Origin of the sequence: Bradyrhizobium sp. NDS-1 (genome assembly GCF_032918005.1) — a bacterium.
GTDB classification, from domain to species: Bacteria; Pseudomonadota; Alphaproteobacteria; order Rhizobiales; family Xanthobacteraceae; genus Bradyrhizobium; species Bradyrhizobium tunisiense.
Map to the genome: position 1 here is coordinate 7,192,984 of NZ_CP136628.1, position 14,130 is coordinate 7,207,113.

Annotated in this window: 17 protein-coding genes; 6 read left to right on the forward strand and 11 right to left on the reverse strand. The window is 65.9% G+C overall.

The genetic code is table 11. From position 1 onward, the window contains the following. The first annotated feature begins 96 nt into the window (after positions 1–96). Entirely contained in the window at positions 97–1,101 is a 1,005-nt protein-coding gene (locus tag RX330_RS33570) for an LLM class flavin-dependent oxidoreductase (RefSeq protein WP_317241332.1), read from the forward strand. A 117-nt stretch (positions 1,102–1,218) separates the two neighbouring features. Here the strand turns inward: RX330_RS33570 and RX330_RS33575 are convergent, their stop codons facing one another. Genes RX330_RS33575 through RX330_RS33600 form a run of 6 tightly spaced genes read right to left on the reverse strand, consistent with a single transcriptional unit; the run spans position 1,219 to position 5,828 of the window. Further along, on the reverse strand, positions 1,219–2,094 hold the full coding sequence (locus RX330_RS33575) for an amidohydrolase family protein (RefSeq protein WP_317241333.1): 876 nt from the start codon (positions 2,092–2,094) through the stop codon (positions 1,219–1,221). A 13-nt stretch (positions 2,095–2,107) separates the two neighbouring features. Next, positions 2,108–2,503 carry a RidA family protein gene (locus tag RX330_RS33580; RefSeq protein WP_317241334.1) on the reverse strand — a complete coding sequence of 132 codons (396 nt, stop codon included), beginning with the start codon at positions 2,501–2,503 and terminating at the stop codon, positions 2,108–2,110. A gap of 25 nt (positions 2,504–2,528) precedes the next feature. After that, on the reverse strand, positions 2,529–3,332 hold the full coding sequence (hpaH, locus tag RX330_RS33585) for a 2-oxo-hept-4-ene-1,7-dioate hydratase (RefSeq protein WP_317241335.1): 804 nt from the start codon (positions 3,330–3,332) through the stop codon (positions 2,529–2,531). Between the two features lie 3 nt (positions 3,333–3,335). Beyond that, the gene (locus RX330_RS33590; RefSeq protein ID WP_317241336.1) at positions 3,336–4,196 is read right to left on the reverse strand and encodes a fumarylacetoacetate hydrolase family protein; all 861 of its coding nucleotides are present in this window, start codon (positions 4,194–4,196) and stop codon (positions 3,336–3,338) included. Between the two features lie 45 nt (positions 4,197–4,241). Beyond that, entirely contained in the window at positions 4,242–4,859 is a 618-nt protein-coding gene (locus tag RX330_RS33595; RefSeq protein ID WP_317241337.1) for a flavin reductase family protein, read from the reverse strand. A 3-nt stretch (positions 4,860–4,862) separates the two neighbouring features. Further along, positions 4,863–5,828, reverse strand: a complete 966-nt coding sequence (locus RX330_RS33600; RefSeq protein ID WP_212084503.1) for a Bug family tripartite tricarboxylate transporter substrate binding protein — start codon at positions 5,826–5,828, stop codon at positions 4,863–4,865. A gap of 146 nt (positions 5,829–5,974) precedes the next feature. On the opposite strand from RX330_RS33600, the gene RX330_RS33605 reads away from it, so the two are divergent. From RX330_RS33605 to RX330_RS33620, 4 genes are all read left to right on the forward strand, one after another. Then, positions 5,975–6,766: an IclR family transcriptional regulator gene (locus RX330_RS33605; protein ID WP_317241338.1), complete on the forward strand. Its 792-nt coding sequence runs from the start codon at positions 5,975–5,977 to the stop codon at positions 6,764–6,766. Between the two features lie 97 nt (positions 6,767–6,863). Continuing rightward, positions 6,864–8,159 carry an O-acetylhomoserine aminocarboxypropyltransferase gene (locus RX330_RS33610; protein ID WP_317241339.1) on the forward strand — a complete coding sequence of 432 codons (1,296 nt, stop codon included), beginning with the start codon at positions 6,864–6,866 and terminating at the stop codon, positions 8,157–8,159. A gap of 3 nt (positions 8,160–8,162) precedes the next feature. Continuing rightward, a complete protein-coding gene (locus RX330_RS33615) occupies positions 8,163–8,945 on the forward strand; it encodes an alpha/beta fold hydrolase (protein WP_317241340.1) in 783 nt (260 codons plus the stop codon). Positions 8,946–9,014: 69 nt separating this feature from the next. After that, the gene (locus RX330_RS33620) at positions 9,015–9,518 is read left to right on the forward strand and encodes a DUF6496 domain-containing protein (RefSeq protein WP_317241341.1); all 504 of its coding nucleotides are present in this window, start codon (positions 9,015–9,017) and stop codon (positions 9,516–9,518) included. Here RX330_RS33620 and RX330_RS33625 read toward each other — a convergent pair whose 3' ends face one another. Further along, a complete protein-coding gene (locus RX330_RS33625; RefSeq protein WP_212084635.1) occupies positions 9,519–9,722 on the reverse strand; it encodes a hypothetical protein in 204 nt (67 codons plus the stop codon). A gap of 393 nt (positions 9,723–10,115) precedes the next feature. On the opposite strand from RX330_RS33625, the gene RX330_RS33630 reads away from it, so the two are divergent. Continuing rightward, the gene (locus tag RX330_RS33630) at positions 10,116–10,847 is read left to right on the forward strand and encodes an SDR family NAD(P)-dependent oxidoreductase (protein ID WP_317241342.1); all 732 of its coding nucleotides are present in this window, start codon (positions 10,116–10,118) and stop codon (positions 10,845–10,847) included. 187 nt (positions 10,848–11,034) lie between these two features. Here the strand turns inward: RX330_RS33630 and RX330_RS33635 are convergent, their stop codons facing one another. The 4 genes from RX330_RS33635 to phnL are packed head-to-tail and all read right to left on the reverse strand — an operon-like array spanning position 11,035 to position 14,126. Next, the gene (locus tag RX330_RS33635; RefSeq protein WP_317241343.1) at positions 11,035–11,646 is read right to left on the reverse strand and encodes a pyridoxamine 5'-phosphate oxidase family protein; all 612 of its coding nucleotides are present in this window, start codon (positions 11,644–11,646) and stop codon (positions 11,035–11,037) included. A 22-nt stretch (positions 11,647–11,668) separates the two neighbouring features. Further along, complete coding sequence (gene phnN / locus RX330_RS33640) at positions 11,669–12,265, reverse strand: phosphonate metabolism protein/1,5-bisphosphokinase (PRPP-forming) PhnN (protein ID WP_317241344.1); 597 nt, start codon at positions 12,263–12,265, stop codon at positions 11,669–11,671. After that, positions 12,262–13,416: an alpha-D-ribose 1-methylphosphonate 5-triphosphate diphosphatase gene (locus tag RX330_RS33645; RefSeq protein WP_317241345.1), complete on the reverse strand. Its 1,155-nt coding sequence runs from the start codon at positions 13,414–13,416 to the stop codon at positions 12,262–12,264. The genes phnN and RX330_RS33645 overlap by 4 nt, the downstream gene beginning before the upstream one ends. An 11-nt stretch (positions 13,417–13,427) precedes the next feature. Then, positions 13,428–14,126: a phosphonate C-P lyase system protein PhnL gene (gene phnL, locus RX330_RS33650; RefSeq protein WP_317241346.1), complete on the reverse strand. Its 699-nt coding sequence runs from the start codon at positions 14,124–14,126 to the stop codon at positions 13,428–13,430. Between the last annotated feature and the right edge of the window lie 4 nt (positions 14,127–14,130).

The window sequence follows — 14,130 nt, forward strand, 5'->3', positions numbered from 1 at the left end:
GGCGGTGCCTGCGGATCTCGCCAGTGCTCTACCGATCCGATGCACCGACACTACATGTGTGCAGACCCACACACGCGCTCAGTTCAGGTACCCCCCATGATCCCCTTCTCCGTGCTCGACCTCGCACCGATCTGCCAGGGCAGCGATGCCGCGCAGGCGTTTCGCAATTCGCTCGATCTGGCGCAGCATGCGGAGAGCTGGGGCTACAAACGGTTCTGGCTCGCCGAGCATCACAACATGACGGGGATCGCGAGCGCCGCGACATCGGTGGTGATCGGGCACATCGCAGGCGGGACCAGGACGATCCGCGTCGGCTCCGGCGGGATCATGCTGCCGAACCATTCGCCGCTGGTCATCGCCGAGCAGTTCGGCACGCTGGAATCGCTTTATCCCGGACGGATCGATCTCGGGCTCGGTCGGGCGCCGGGCACCGACCAGTTCACCGCACGGGCGCTGCGGCGCGACCTTGCGACGACATCCGAGAACTTTCCGCATGACGTGCTGGAATTGCAGGCCCTGCTCGGCGATTTGCAGCCGAACCAGGCGATCCGCGCCGTGCCCGGCATGGGCACCAAGGTGCCGCTGTGGATCCTGGGATCGAGCACCTTTGGCGCACAGCTTGCCGCGATGCTCGGGCTGCCGTTCGCGTTCGCCTCGCATTTCGCGCCGCAGATGATGATGCCGGCGCTGCGTGAATATCGCGCGCGCTTCGAGCCGTCGGCGCAGCTCGACAAGCCCTCCGCGATGATCGGCGTCAACGTCTTCGCCGCCGACAGCGATGACGAGGCGAAACGAATGTTCTCCTCGCTGCAGCAGCAGTTCATTAACCTGCGCCGCGGCACGCCGGGGCCGCTGCCGCCGCCGGTGGCCGACATGGACGCGCTGTGGTCGCCGGCCGAGAAGGCCATGGTCGACCAGTCGCTGTCCTGCTCCGCGGTCGGCTCGCCTGATGTGGTCGAAGCGAAATTGAAGGCGCTGATCACGGATACCGGCGCGGACGAATTGATGACGACGGGGCAGATCTACGATCACGCCGCCCGGCTGCGCTCGTTCGAGATCGCGGCCGAGGTGCGGGACCGGGTGGGGAGGCAGCCGCTGTGAGCGGTAGGACCGCACGTCATTGCGAGCGCAGCCAAGCAATCCAGACTGCCACCGCAGCAGGACTCTGGATTCCTTCGTCGCAAGAGCTCCTCGCGATGACGACCGAGGGAGTTCGCTCTAATCCGCAAACCCGAACAGCTTTGCCGGATTGCGCACCAGGATCTTCTCCAGCTCCGTCTGATCCGCGACGTAGCGGTACATCAGCTCGAGCAGGTCGGCGTCGTTGGGCGGCTGCTTCACCGAGACGGGATGCGGCCAGTCGCTGGCCCAGACGCAGCGGTCGGGCGCGGCCTCGATATAGACGCGCGCGATCGGGATGACGTCGTCATAGGGCGCACCGAGTTTCGAGGTCTTCTCGCCGAGCGACAGCATCACCCAGAAATTGCCCTTCTCGAGCAGCTCGAGCATCTTGCGCAGGTTCGGATCGGCCTTGCCGGCCTCGGGGTCGGGGCGAGCCATGTGATCGATCAGCACGGGCACGTCGAGGTTCTCGTATTTGGCGACGCTCGACATGATGCCGTCCTTCTCGGGCTGGATCTTGACGTACCAGCCGAGCTCGCGAATGCGCGCAATCGCACGTGCGAAATCGGCGTCCGACAGCACGGCGCCGAGCTCCTGGCGGAAGCTGAAGCGTGCGCCGCGCACGCCGGCCTGGTGCAGCTTGGAGAGGTACGAGTCGCTCGCCTCGGCGAACACCAGCGCGTTGGCGCAGCCGCGATAGTTCGGGCCCATCGCGGCGAGGCCGTCGAGCACGACCGCATGGTCGGCGCCGTAGGTCGTGGTCTGCACGATGATGCCGCGCTCGATGCCGAGCGTCTTGTGCATGCGCAGCGCCGCTTCCCAGGTCGCGGTCGGCATCCGATAGGCCGCGCCCGGACGCTCCGGATATTTGTCGATGGGCCCCAGCACGTGGAACTGGCTGTCGATGGTCTTCGGCGGTGGCGCCTTGCTGGGGCGGCGCGGGTTGGGATCGAACGGCAGATAGGTCGGCATGCGCAAAACTCCTTCAGTCGATCACGGCGGTAAAGTCGCACTGCACCAGCGCGCCGCCGTCCATGTTGTCCATCGGCAGCGCGTGGCGCGCCGGGCGCGAATGCTCGTCCGGAAACATCTTGAGCCATTCGACGTTGACGGGCCCGCGGTTGCTGCGGTCCTTCAGCCACACCGTCATCTTGATGATGTCGTCCGTGCTGCCGCCGGCGGCCTCCACCGTCGCCTTCATGTGCGCGAACATGTTGGCGCATTGGGCGTCGAGACTCTCAGGCATCGCGTTGGTCGCGGGATCGCGGCCGAGGATGACGCCGGACATCACGAGATTGCCGATGCGGCAGGCGTTCGGAATCGGATTGGCGTGCTTGAAGCCGCCGATGTGGATGCTCTTGCGCCGCGATTGACCACTCATGATGCGCTCCCTTTTTGTTGTTGGTTCAGACGAACTGGCACGACACCGAGCCGAACGGGCCGTAATCGGCGTGGAACGTGTCGCCGCGGCGGATGTCGACCGGCCGCGTGAACGATCCCGCCAGCACCACCTCGCCCGCCCTCAGATGCTCGTCATGCGGCGCGAGGCGGTTGGCGAGCCAGGCGATGCCGTTCGCGGGATGATTGAGCACGCCGGCGGCGAGGCCGGTTTCCTCGACCTCGCCGTTGCGGAACAGCAGCGCGCCGATCCAGCGCAAATCGGCATCAAGGGGGCGGAACGGCCGGCCGCCCAGCACCAGCGCGGCATTCGCCGCGTTGTCCGAGATCGTGTCCATCACCTTCCGTGTCTTGCCGGTCTCGGGATCGACGCGGTGCATGCGCGTCTCCAGGATTTCCAGTGCCGGCGTGACGTAATCGGTGGCGTTGAGGACGTCGAAGATGGTGCAATCGGGCCCGCGCAGCGGCGCCTTCAGCACGAAGGCGAGCTCGACCTCGATGCGCGGCGCGTGGAAGCGGTCGAACGGAATTGGCGTCGCGTCGGCATAGAACATGTCGGCGAACAGCACGCCGTAATCCGGCTCGGAGATGCCGACCGCGTTCTGCATCGCCTTCGAGGTCAGGCCGATCTTGTGGCCCTTGATAATGCGGCCGCGGCCGAGCTGGAGTTTCGTCCAGGCGCGCTGGACCGCATAGGCGTCCTCGATGCTGAAATCCGGATACTCCTTCGAGAACATCGGGATCAGCGACTTGGTGCGCTCGGCCTCGTCGAGGCGCGCGGCGAGACGTTCGATCGTGGCGCTATCCAGCATGATCTAGCTCTCCGCGGCCACGGTGTTGCGCAGCACGCCGATGCGACTCGACTCGACCTCGACGACGTCGCCCACCTTCAGCCAGCGCGGCGGATCGAAGCGGGCGCCCGCACCGGTCGGCGTGCCCGTCACGATCATGTCGCCGGGCTTGAGGGTCGCGAAGGTGGAGAGATAGGAGATGATGAAGTCGAACGGAAACATCAGCCGCTCGGTCGTGTCCTGCTGCCGCACCTCGCCATTGACGCGCGTGACGATGTCGTGGGGACCGCGCGGATCGAGCTCGTCCGACGTGACGATCCACGGACCGATGCTGCCGGAGCGGTCGAAGTTCTTGCCTTGAGTCACGTTGAACTTGCCGTGACGCAGCCAGTCGCGGATCGTGCCCTCGTTGCACAGCGTCATGCCGAAGATGTGCGACCACGCCTTGTCCCGCGGGATGTGACGGCCGCCCTGTCCGATGACGATGACGAGCTCGCCCTCGTAGTCGAGCTGGTCCGAAACCTTCGGCTTCTCCAGCGGCTGGCCGGAGCCCGTCATCGACGACATGCTGCGCACGAACAGGCTCGGATATTTGGGCAGGTCCGAACTGTCCTTGTATTCGGCGTTGCGCTCGGCATAGTTGACGCCGATGCACCAGAGCTTTTCCGGCGCCAGCACCGGCGGAAGCAGGACCAGCTCTTCCAGAGCGTAGTCCGGCGCGGCGCCGGCAACCGCTTCCTGCGCGTCGGGCAGCGCGTTGGCCGCGATCAGCGCGCGCACATCCGAGAAGTCGTGGCCGATCCGCTTGGTCAGATCGATCACGCCGCCTTCGACGGCCGCGCCGTAGCGCGGCTCTCCGTCCATGAGATAGCTTACGAGGCGCATGGTCGTTCTCCAATGGTGTTCGGGCAGAGCGGCGGGCGGCGGCGCTCAGTCTTTCGATTTCGGGGTCTGGAACACGGTCTTGAGCGTGACGATCTCGCCGAGCCGGGCGTAACGGGGACCTCCGATGCGGGCGATCGGGTCGAGGGCGGCAGTCTCGACCTTGCCGTCGTTCACGAGGCCGTCGCGAATGTGGAACATCACGACCTCGCCGACGATGAGCCGGCTCCTGGCCTCGCCGAATTCGAGGCACTGCCGGAAACGGCATTCCATCGCGACCGGCGCCGCCGCCAGCCGCCGCACCTTGACGAGCTCGCAGGGCAGCGTTTCGAGCCCGAGATGTTCGACCTCGCTGATCTCAGGCGGATGCTCGACGGATGAATCGTGCACCGCCGACATCAGTGGGGTATCGGCGATGTGGATGACATATTCCTCGGTATCGAGGATGTTGTGCGCGGTGTCCTTGTAATCGGCGCCCTTGCGGCCGACGCTGATGGCGAGCATCGGCGGCTTCTGCGAGACGAAGGTGAAGGCGCTGAACGGGGCGAGATTAAGCACGCCGCTGCGCGACAGGCTCGTCACCCAGGCGATCGGACGCGGCACCACGATGCCGGTCATCAGCCGGTAGATGCGCTCGGCGCCGAACTCGGTGGGATCGATCCGCATGGCTCAATTGGCCGTGATGTTGGCCTTGCGCACCACCGGAATCCACTTGGCGTCCTCGCGCTCCAGATAAGCCCTGAATTCGGCCGGCGTCATCGGCGTGGCTTCGCCGCCGAGTTTCTCGAATTTGTCGACCACGCTGGGGTCCTTCAGGATCGCGACGAGCGTCTCGTGCAATTTCTCCACGACCGGCGCCGGCGTGCCGGCAGGAGCGAACAGGCCGGTGAAGGTCTGGCCGTCGAAATCCTTGTAGCCGAGCTCGGCGAAGGTCGGCACGTCGGGCAGCGACTTCAGGCGGTGCGGGCTGGTGACCGCCAGCGCGCGGAACAGGCCGGCCTTGATGTGCTGGAGACTGACCGTGAGCTGGTCGAAGGCGAACTGCACCTGCCCGCCGAGCAGGTCGTTGATCGCCGGCGCGTTGCCGCGGTAATGCGCGGTGACCCATTGCACCTCGAGGCTTGATTGCATCAACTCGCTGAGCAAATGGTTGGTGGTGCCGGGACCGGGCGAAGCCATCGTCAGCTTGCCGGGCTCGCGCTTGGCAAGATCGAGAAACTCCTTCAGCGTCGTCGCCTGCACCGACGGATGAACCTCGAGCACCAGCGGCGTCATCGAGATCGTCGAGATCGGCAGAAAGTCCTTCTTCCAGTTATAGGCGTCGCGCTTGTTGATCTCGGTCGCGAACAGCACCGGGCCGTTGGCGCCGACGAACAGCGTGTAGCCGTCGGGCGCCGACTTCGCGAAAGCCTCGCCCGCGATCATGCCGCCGGCGCCGGCCTTGTTCTCGATGACGAAGGGCTGGCCGAGCTTTTCCTGCAGCTTGTCGGCGACGATGCGCGCGGCGCTGTCGACATTGCCGCCGGCGGGATAGGGCACGATCAGCTTGACGTTGCGTGCCGGCCATTGCTGGCCCGATGCGGGCCCGGCCAGCATCGCAGTCGCGGCTGCTATGGCGATCCAGATTAATCTCATGTTAACCTCCCGGCGGCGCTTTTCAATTTCACGTCGAATGCCTGACGTCGCACTGAGGGCAACTCGATAGGCAGCTCGATCGGAGCGCAATCTCCAGATGATTGCGCTTTACCTGTCGAGTGAATTGTGGCGTTCTTGTCCATATTATGGACAAAACCAGAGTACCCCGCAACGCCATGGCACCGCGGCAGGGCGCGCAGGCGATCCGGCGCGCGCTCGCGGTGCTGCGCATTCTGGCCGCAGGCCGCGAGGCCGGCGTGCCATTGGCCGAGGTCGTGCGCGGAACCGGCCTCACCCGCCCGACCGTGCATCGCATCGTCCACGTGCTGATCGAGGAAGGCATCGTCGAGCGGAACGAGCGGAGCGGCTGCTACGCGATCGGCAACCAGGTGCCGGAGCTGGCGCTGGCGCGGCCGCGGCCGTCGCGACTGCTGATTGCCGCCAATCCGTCGCTGCAACGCGCCTCCGCCGAGATCGGGGACACGCTGTTCCTAACGGTGCGCACCGGCAACGACACGCTGTGTGTCGACCGCAGGATCGGCGTCTATCCGATCCAGGTGCTGTCGATCGAGATCGGCGCGCGACGGCCGCTCGGCGTCTCCAGTGCGGGCGTCGCCATCCTCGCCGCGATGCCGGCGCAGGATGCGCGAAAGATCGTCGCAGCCAACGAGAAGAGATTCGAGGCCTACCGGACCGATGTGGCGACGGTAATGGGCGAAGTAATGGCGGCCAGACGCTTGGGCTACGGCAAGCGGGAGATTGGCCTCGTGCAGGGCACCAAATCGATCTCGACCTGGATCAAGACGCCGGACGGCCAGCCGGCTGCCGCGATGACGGTCTCCGCCGTGCGGACCCGGCTCGGCCCCCGCCGCGAGCAAGAGGTCGCGGAGATATTGCTGCGGGAGGCCCGGATCATCGAACAGGCGATCGGGGGTTAAACCCTGCAAGGCACTGTGCGACGCTTCAATGGGCTGACTTGCCCCGCCGTTCTGTGGCACAAGAGCGGCCTCCGCCGATTGACCAACGAGGCCACGCATGCCCGCACCGAAACCGCCTGCCTTCGAGACCCTGAGCCTGCATGCGGGCCAGCATCCGGATCCCGCGACCGGGGCCCGCGCGGTGCCGATCTACCAGACCACGTCCTACGTGTTCCAGGATTCGGATCACGCGGCTGCGCTGTTCAATCTCGAACGCGCGGGCCACATCTACACGCGCATCTCCAATCCGACCACCGGCGTGCTGGAGGAGCGGCTCGCGGCGCTTGAGGGCGGCGTCGGCGCGATCTGCACGGCAAGCGGTATGGCCGCACTGCATCTGGCCATCGCGACGCTCCTCAACGCCGGCGATCACATCGTGGCGTCGAGCTCGCTCTATGGCGGCACCATCAATCTGCTGGCGCACACGCTGCCGCGGTTCGGCATCACAACGACCTTCGTCAAACCGCGCGATCTCGACGCGTTCCGCGGCGCGATCAAGCCCAACACGAAGCTCGTGATCGGCGAGACCATCGGCAATCCCGGGCTGGAAGTGCTCGACATTCCCAAGGTCGCGGCCATCGCGCATGACGCGAAGATTCCGCTCTTGATCGACAACACCTTCGCCACGCCCTATCTCAGCCGGCCGATCGAGCTTGGCGCCGACATCGTGATGCATTCGGCGACCAAATGGATCGGCGGCCATGGCATCGCGATCGGCGGCGCGATCATTGACGGCGGCCGCTTCGACTGGCGCGGTTCCGGCAAGTTCGCCGTGCTGACCGAGCCCTATGGCGGCTATCACGGCATCGTCTTCGACGAGCAGTTCGGCACGGCCGCCTTCATCATGCGCGCCCGCACCGAAGGCTTGCGCGATTTCGGTGCGTGCCTGTCGCCGACCAACGCATTCCAGCTGCTGCAGGGCGTCGAGACGCTGGGCGTGCGCATGGACCGCCACATGCAGAACACGCATCTCGTGCTGGAAGCCCTGAAGTCCAACAAGGCGGTCGACTGGGTGCTGCATCCCTCGCTGGAGACGCACACGGACTATCAGCTTGCAAAGCAGCTTCTGCCGCGCGGCGCCGGCTCGATCATTTCTTTCGGCATCAAGGGCGGGCGGCCCGCGGGCCGCAAGTTCATCGAATCCCTGCGCATGATCAGCCATCTCGCCAATGTCGGCGACGCCAAGACGCTGGTGATCCACCCGGCCTCGACCACGCATCAGCAGATGGACGCCGAACAGCTCAAGGCGGCCGGCATCGGGGAAGAGCTGGTGCGGCTGTCGGTCGGCATCGAGACCGCGAGCGACATCATCGACGATCTCGCCCAAGCGCTGCGCATCTCGCAAAAGGTCTAAGCCATGAAGCTCTCCGTCAACGGCCTTGAAGTGTTTGTCGCAACCGGCGGCCGCGACTTCGACAAATCGCTGCCCGCGGTCGCCTTCATCCACGGCGCCGGCTTCGACCATTCGACCTGGGCGCTACATACGCGCTGGTTCGCTCATCACGGCTTTGCCGTGCTGGCGCCTGATCTCCCCGGCCACGGCCGCTCTGGCGGGCCTTCGCTCGGCAGCATCGCCGAGATGGCCGACTGGACGGCGGCGCTGCTCGATGCGGCAGGGAGCTCGAAGGCACATCTGATCGGCCATTCCATGGGATCGCTGATCTCGCTGGAGACGGCGGCGCGGCACCCGGACAGGGTTTCCGCGCTGAGCCTGATCGGCACCGCCGCGACCATGACAGTCGGCCCGGATCTGCTGAAGGCCGCCGAGGCCAATTCGCAAGACGCCAACGATATGGTCTCGATCTGGGGCCTCGGCTTCAACGCGGAGCTCGGCGGCAGTCTCGCGCCTGGCCTGTGGATGCATGGCGGCGCGCAGGCCGTGCTGAAGGCTTGCGAACCCGGCGTGCTGTTCAGGGATCTGTCGGCCTGCAACGCTTACGCGAATGCGCTGACCGCCGCCGCGACCGTCAAGGTGCCGACAACGCTGATCCTCGGCGAGCGGGACATGATGACGCCGGCGAAAGCCGGCAAGGCGCTCGCGGCGGCAATTCCCCATGCAAAGACCGTCGTGGTGCCCGGCGCCGGTCACATGATCATGGCCGAGCGGCCTGATGAACTGCTGGCTGCCTTACGGAACTGAAAAGGATCAATCGTCCGCGTCATGCGTTGCGGTCCGACATCCCTATGTCTCTCAGAGGGAACTCGGCCCATGCCAAGACAGGAAATCATTCGCAAAGCGAAGCAGGACAAGCGCGCCGGCAAATCCGCGAGCACGCAGGCCGGCGAATTCGTCAAGGACAAGATCGACAGGATCCGCAAAGGCAAGCACGGCGCACGCTCGACGAAGCAGGCAATCGCCATCGGCCTTTCCGAGGCACGCCGCGCCGGCGTCGACCTGCCGCCACCGCGCAAGGGGCGAACCAAGAAGGCGACCCGCCGCAGCGCCAAATACGCCTATGAGGTCGGCCAGGGCAAGCGCACGCCGAAGCGCCGGCCGAAAGTGTCACGCGCGGTCGAGAACGTCTTGAAGAAGGAGCCGCGCTCGACCGCATCGCGGAGCGCGCTGTCGAAGCAAAGCAAGCGTGCTGCGAGCCAGCGAAGCGCCGCGTCGCGTTCAGCGGCCGCGCGGAAGGCGAGCCGGACCAAGGGCGCCAAGGTCCGCTCGGCCGCCGCGAAGAAGGCGGCACGCACCAGGGCGCGCCGCCGCAGCTGATCAACTCGGACGCCGGCCCCGCTCGGAAAGCACCGCTCGTGCGGCGCGTTCGGCCTCACGCGCCGAGCGGAACTGGCGGCCCTCGAGACTGTCGAACAGGCGCTCGGAAGAGAAGAAGCGGAAGCCGCGCTGGTCCCTCGTGACGATGCCGGCGGCGCGGTCGTGGATCTCGATGATGTAAGCGTTCGATTGGGCTTGGGACATGACTGCTCGCTCGCCGTGGTCCCGGCGTTCCTGTTTTGAGATTTGTCGTGTGGGCTGCTGCTGGAAGGCGATCAGCAACAACAACAGGCGCCGGTAGCCGCCGAGAAACAGCGCGGCGTCATGCACGCATGCATGTCGTTCTGATTGCGCTGGTGATCGGTTCTCATATCGCGGCGTGGGCTCGAGGAGCAGTTTCGATGCTGCGACTATCGAGCGATCGGCGCGATTGGTCAATGAAATGGCTCTCCATATTTGCGATGACGGCGCTGGAGCGCTTCTCCTGCGGCAAGCACCGGCAACTGGATTCATCTCGCGATGAGTTCAACGCGGGGGCGCAGTCGTTATGATAGGATTCCAGCAGCCTACAGAACAGAAGAACCGGGAGGTCCGGCGATGACGCATGATTTGAAGGGACGCACCGCGCTCGTGACCGGCGGCTCACGCGGGATTGGCGCTGCCGTCTGTCGCGCGCTGGCCGCATCAGGCGCGGCGGTGGCGATCAACTGCCGCGAACAGATCGGCCAAGCCGAGCAGCTTGCAGGCGAGATCGTCAAGCAGGGCGGCCGCGCCATCGTCGTTGCCGCCGACGTCTCGCAAGCCGGGGCCGTGGCCGGCTTGGTCGAACGCGTGACAGGCGGGCTCGGACCGATCGACATCCTCGTCAACAACGCCGGCATCGCCATCACGCGCGGCATCGAGGATCTCACCGAGGAGGATTTCGACCGAACGATCCTGATCAATCTGAAATCCGTCTTCCTGTGCACGCAGGCGGTGCTGCCCTCTATGCGAGCGCGGAAATGGGGCCGCATCGTCAACATCTCCTCGGGCGCAGCGCGCGGCGCTGGCTCTATCGGACCGCACTACAATGCATCCAAGGCCGGCATGGAGGGCTTGACGCGAGGCTATGCGGCGCGGCTGGTGAAGGACGGCATCACCGTCAATGCGGTGGCGCCGTCGCTGATCGAGACCGACATGATGAGCGGCCCGCCCCAGCTCGTCAGCCGCATCCCGCTCGGCCGCTTCGGAACGGCGGATGAGGTGGCCAAGGCGGTGATGCTGCTGGTGGACAATGCCTATATGACCGGACAGACGATCGCGCTGAGCGGCGGTATGGCGTTCAATTGAGGGGGCGAAGCGGCAATCTCCACTTTCCTTCTCCCCTTGTGGGAGAAGGTGGCGCGCAGCGCCGGATGAGGGGTATCTCTCCACGAACCTCGATCGCGAGAGATGCGCGAATGGAGAGATACCCCTCACCCGTCTCGCCGCTATTGCGTCGAGCCACCCTCTCCCGCAAGGGGAGAGGGTAAGGCAATCACCACATCGTAGCGGCTGCGCGTTCCGGCCAGATCCGATCATATTCGTCGCCGCCGACCTTGTTGTCGCTCATCTCGGCGAGGATCTGGCCGGGCGTCGGCAGGGCCTTCGGATCAACCCGTTTGTCGGGATTCCAGAGGTCGGAGCGCACGATGGCGCGGGCGCACTGGAAGTAGATCTCGTCGACCTTCATCACCATGACGCTGCGCGGCGCCTTGCCTTCCACCTTGAACGAGGCCAGCAGCTCGGGATCGATGGAGAGATGGGCGCGGCCGTTGACGCGAACCGCATTGCCCGAGCCGGGGATCAGGAACATCAGCGACACCCTGGGATCGCGCACGATGTTGCGCAGGGAATCGACGCGGTTGTTGCCGCGGCGGTCCGGCAGCATCAGCGTCTTGGGGTCATGGATCCGGACGAAGCCGGGCAAATCGCCGCGCGGCGAGCAGTCGATGCCTTCAGGGCCGATGGTGGCGAGCGCCGCGAACGGCGCCTTCTCGAGGAAGACCCGATAGAGCGGCGTGACATGGTCGGCGACTTTCACGGTCGAGGCGTCGTTGGTGACGCCGTAGATGGCCTCGAGCTGAGCGACCGTTTCGATCACCGACATTCCGTTCTCCTGGTTGTACCGGCTATTCCTGCCAACCGTCATTCCTGATCACGCGCAGGAGCTGGCGGCCGTGATAGTCCGCGCTGCCGGCGTTGAGGATGGTGACATCGGCAGGCGCCGAGGCCTCATCGACGCTGCGGGCGAGGCGTTCGGCGATGTTGCCGTCGCTGTGCCGCGCACGCGCGGCAAGCCGCTGCGCCAGCACATCCGGCGGTGCCGTGATCGCGACCACCACGACATTCGCATAGGTCTGGCGCAGTGCGCCGATCACCGTACGCGAGACGTTGGCGACGACCGTGCGTCCGGCACGGATATCGTCGTTGATCCCAGTCGACAAGGCGTAGGAATGCCCATGCGCCTCCCAATGCACCGCGAAATCGCCGTGCTCGCGCGCTTGGCGGAATTCGTCCGATGTCGCCGCGATGTTGTCCTCGTCGGCGGAAGATTCGCGCGTCACGACACGGCGCGGAAAGACGACGCGGTGGTCATCGACGCACGCTGCCCGCGCCAGCCGCAGCAGCGTGTCCTTGCCGGCGCCGCTGGGACCGACCACGAGCACGAGCCGCCCGGGTCCGATCCCGCCTGCTGCGCCCTGCGCCATGGCCGCGGTCTCGCTCATGCGACGCGGCTGCCTTCGCGCCAGACGCTGCGGACGACCGGAACGTGGCCTGCTACATGCACGCGAATGAGGTCGGCGCGCTTGCCGATCGCGATCTCGCCGCGGTCGGTGAGGCCAACCGCCTCGGCCGGCGCCTTCGTCACCGTCCGGATCGCCGCCGGAAGGCTGATCGCGGGCACATGCTCGGGCAGTTGCAGCGCGCCCATCAAGAGGCTGGACGGGATGTAATCCGAGGACAGGATGTCGAGCAGGCCCTCGCGGGCCAGATCGACCGCGGCGATGTTGCCGGAATGCGAGCCGCCGCGCACGACGTTGGGCGCGCCCATGAGGATGTCGATGCCGGCCTCGTGCAGGCCGCGCGCGGCCTGCAGCGTGGTCGGGAACTCCGCCACGGCGACGCCGTCGCGCACTGCGTCCGCGACGTTCTCGTCGGTGGTGTCGTCATGGCTTGCGAGCGGGATCCTGTAGGCTTGCGCCAGCGCCACGATCTCGCGCATGTTGGTGGCGGCATAGGCCTTCTGGTACTCGAAACGCTTGGCGAACAGCTCGTCGAGCTCGGCATCGGTCTTGCCACCGCCCTTGCCGCGATAATAGTCGCGCAACTTGACCTCGTCGCGGAACTGGCGCTGGCCGGGGGTATGATCCATCAGCGACATCAGCTTGACGTCGGGGCGGTCGATCAGCTCCCTGGCCTCCTCGACCACGCTCGGCATCGGGATTTCGCAGCGCAGATGCAGGAAGTGGTCGGCGCGCAGCAAGTCGCCGTCACGCGCGGTCGTGATCGCGGCGGCGAGCACGCCGGCGCGACCATCGACCTCCTCGGCGCCGTCCTCGCGCCAGACACGCAGCGAATCGAACACCGTGGTGATGCCCGAGGTCGCGAGCTGGCCGTCATAGGAGATGACGGCGGCGACCGGATTCCAGAACACTTTCGGGCGCGGCACGTAATGGGCTTCGAGATGGTCGGTGTGGAGCTCGATCAGGCCTGGCATGATCAGGTCGCCGCCGGCATCCTCCGCACCTGCTGGCGCCCGGCCCTCGCCGATCTCGGCAATGCGGCCATTGGCAAGGGCGAGCCAGCCTTGCTCGATCACCCGGTCGGCCAGCACGATCCTGGCATTGGCGATCACGATGTCCTTCGGGGCGTTCATGTCCATGTCCTTCAGGCAGCGGCGGCAAAGCTGGTGACGTCGACGATACGGTCGGCAATCAAATGGCGGATTTCGTCGTCATGGACAATGGCGACCATGGCGACGCCCTGGCGCTTCTTTTCAGTGACCAGCTCGACCACCACAGCGCGGTTGGCGGCATCGAGCGAGGCGGTGGGCTCGTCGAGCAGAAGGATCGGCAGGTCCGAGATAAAGCCGCGCGCGATGTTGACGCGCTGCTGCTCGCCGCCGGAGAAGGTCGCGGGCGGAAGCTGCCACAGGCGCTCCGGAATATTGAGACGGTGCAACAACTCGCTGGCGCGGGCTTGCGCATCGGCGCGGGCCATGCCGTTCACGATCAACGGCTCGGCGACCACGTCGATGGTCGCAACGCGCGGCACTGCCCGCAGGAACTGGCTGACATAGCCGATGGTGGAACGGCGAATGTTGAGCACCTGCCGCGGCTCCGCGCTGGCGAGATCGATCAGCGCACCGCGATGGCGGATGCCAATGCGCCCCGAATCACAGCGGTAATTGCCGAAGATCATCTTCAGGATCGACGATTTTCCGGCGCCCGATGGCCCCGAGAGCACCACGCACTCGCCGGGATTGACCTGGAAGGTCACGCCGCTGACGACCGGCAGCTCGATGCCGCCCTGCAGGTGCATCGTGAAGGTCTTGTTGGCGTCAGCGATTTCGATCATTGCGGTCATCTGT